The 2,185-nt window shown below is 45.3% G+C and carries 2 protein-coding genes; one reads left to right on the top strand and one right to left on the bottom strand.

Features of this window, described 5'->3' with window-relative positions:
* Positions 1 to 278 precede the first annotated feature (278 nt).
* Complete coding sequence (locus tag QGT73_RS17205) at positions 279 to 1,499, top strand: IS4 family transposase (RefSeq protein WP_280123242.1); 1,221 nt, start codon at positions 279 to 281, stop codon at positions 1,497 to 1,499.
* 194 nt (positions 1,500 to 1,693) lie between these two features.
* Here the strand turns inward: QGT73_RS17205 and QGT73_RS17200 are convergent.
* On the bottom strand, positions 1,694 to 2,185 hold a 492-nt coding region (locus QGT73_RS17200), incomplete at its 5' end, for a transposase (protein WP_280123241.1).

Genomic DNA, 2,185 nt, shown 5'->3' with positions numbered 1-2,185 from the left:
ATGAAGCCTCTACTGAATCCGCAGAAGAGATGATTGACTTCGCAACTATTAAATTGCTCCTAGCTCACTTGTAAAATTAAATTTCAGTTAAAACTAAACACTCTCTTACCAATTTACGAGAAATTACATGCACTGGGATTTCGGCTTGACCCTTTTTTTGAGCGATTGAAAAATTAGGGCTGATTCTTGCTAAGGCAAGCGACAAAAGTCGATTACCATTTGCAGGAGTCAGCCCTAATTAGTTATTTTTGGTGTCGTCAAACAAACCATGAATAACCATGAGCAAAAGTAGTAATTTCTTCGGACAGCCGATATATGGGCAGTTGATAAAATCGCTCGACCGCGAAAAAATTGTCGAAATCAGCCGAAAACACGGCGGAGAGAAGTATATAAAGAGTTTTGACGGCTTCACTCACCTGTTGACGATGCTCTATGCCGTGATACAGCGGTTCGACTCATTGCGTGAGATAGAGACCGCCATGACGGCGGAGGTGCGTAAACTGCATCATGTCGGAATTAAAACTGTTCCCAGGCGCAGCACTCTGTCTGACGCAAATGCCAGACGCCCGGAGAGTTTCTTTGAAGAGGTATACCGCTATCTGTATGATGTCAATAAAGGTATCCTTTCATCGGACAGCCGACGCAATGGCACGGAAGAATGGATAAAACAGCTTTGCATCATTGATTCCACGACCATTTCGCTTTTTTCCAATGCCATTTTCAAGGGCGTTGGCCGGCATCCCAAGACAGGAAAGAAGAAAGGTGGCCTCAAAGTGCACTCGGTCATCCATGCCAACGAAGGCGTTCCATGCGATGTCCGGTTTACTTCGGCGGCCACTAACGACTCTTTCATGCTCGCCCCAAGCCATTACAGCCACGACGAGATACTGGCTCTTGACCGTGCATATATCAACTACTCCAAATTCGAGGAACTTACAGACCGTGGCGTCATCTATGTCACAAAAATGAAGAAAAACCTCTGTTATGAGATTCTTGTCGACTGTATGCATCAGAATTCAAAGGGTCTGATGGAGTATCGTGAGCAGATTGTAGTGTTCCGTAAAGACGGCATCAACCACATTGCCAGAATAATAACATACGTAGACATCAAGAAAGGCAAGAAGCCAAAACTCATCTCTCTGCTTACCAACGATTTTGACATGCCCTTGGAGACAATTGTGGCGATATACCGCCGTCGGTGGCAGATCGAGTCACTTTTCAAACAGATAAAGCAGAACTTTCCTCTGAGATACTTCTACGGCGAAAGCGCAAATGCCATCAAGATCCAGGTATGGGTCACACTTATAGCCAATCTGCTGCTTTCGGTCCTGCAAAACAAACTGACAAGACGCTGGAGTTTCTCGGGACTGGCGACAATGGTACGAATCGTGCTGATGTATTACCTAAATCTCGAAAAGTTCCTCAATCAACCCGACGCAGACCTGAAAATAATGCTCGCCGATGCATCTGAATCGCCGCCGGAAGAAACTGAAAACTGATAAGGGGGCTTGTCCTATACAAAAAGTTAGCCCAACTTCTACATTTCAAGAAGTTGGACTCGACTTTTTATGGTTTAGCGGACAGTAATAAATATTTTAGAATAATCTGGATTTTTTCGAGATTAGTTCGTATATTCAATTCTCAGGAAGTTGAAAATCGGGCATACACTAAAAAACAGCGAAAATCGGTCTTTTCAGGCCGATTTTTGTATGTTTTTATGCAATTTCAGGATATTAAGAGCCATGAATACGAAGCCGAGATCCATTGTGACCTTGGCTTTTCCGAAGTGGCGGAAGCGTGTGTATCCATGATTGTGTTTGAGTTGTCCGAAAACTGGCTCAGGTTCCAGCGACCTTCGCTTTAGCTTCTGCTGATTCACCGGAAGATCAAGCCTGGCCTTTGCTTTCCTCTCTTGCCGAATATTACCTAATTTGCGATGTATCTCACCATGTTTGCTCTTTGTGAGGATACACTTGTCTTTGAACGGACAGCCGTCGCGGTGGTCGCATGTCATTATGGTGATGTCGCTGCGGAAACCGCTTCGTGAGTATGCTTCTTCGGTGCGTATCACCCTCATAAGATGTCCTGCCGGACAGATAAGCGTGCTCTCGTCGGGAGACAGCCTGAATCCGAGTTTGTCATATTGACCCGGCTTTACCGGACGCCTGGTGGACTCGGCATCATA

This window comes from Duncaniella muricolitica (assembly GCF_910574735.1).
Lineage (GTDB): Bacteria > Bacteroidota > Bacteroidia > Bacteroidales > Muribaculaceae > Duncaniella > Duncaniella muricolitica.
The sequence above is the reverse complement of the archived record's forward strand: the minus strand, read 5'-3'. Positions and strand labels throughout refer to the sequence as shown.